This is a genomic window from Arthrobacter sp. 10L424 (assembly GCF_056395325.1).
Genome location: NZ_JBFTJH010000035.1, coordinates 1 through 388 on the forward strand (window position 1 = coordinate 1; position 388 = coordinate 388).

1 rRNA gene is annotated in these 388 nt (G+C 54.6%); it reads left to right on the forward strand.

Going from position 1 to position 388, the window contains the following annotated elements:
- Positions 1-255: 255 nt before the first annotated feature.
- A 5S ribosomal RNA gene (gene rrf / locus AC1DC5_RS19060) occupies positions 256-372 on the forward strand.
- The last annotated feature ends 16 nt before the right edge of the window (positions 373-388 follow it).

Consider the following 388-nt stretch of genomic DNA (forward strand, 5'->3'; position numbering starts at 1 on the left):
GACCGGTACTAATAGGCCGATAACTTACACCACACACCCTCTTCGTGAACGGATTCAAAAGACGTTCACACCAGGAGAGGGTACAAAGAAACAAGACTGCTTGCGTCCACTATGTGGTTCCCAACCAACAAACCCGTTGCTTGAGAACCGACAACAAAATAACAACACCACAACTGCACCCCAAAAGTGCAGGAAGCATGTTGTAACCACAAATTTCCCACCCACGCCACCAGGCACCGGGTGTGGAGCAAGGGTTACGGCGGTCATAGCGTGGGGGAAACGCCCGGTCCCATTCCGAACCCGGAAGCTAAGACCCACAGCGCCGATGGTACTGCACCCGGGAGGGTGTGGGAGAGTAGGTCACCGCCGGAACATCATTACACGGTCG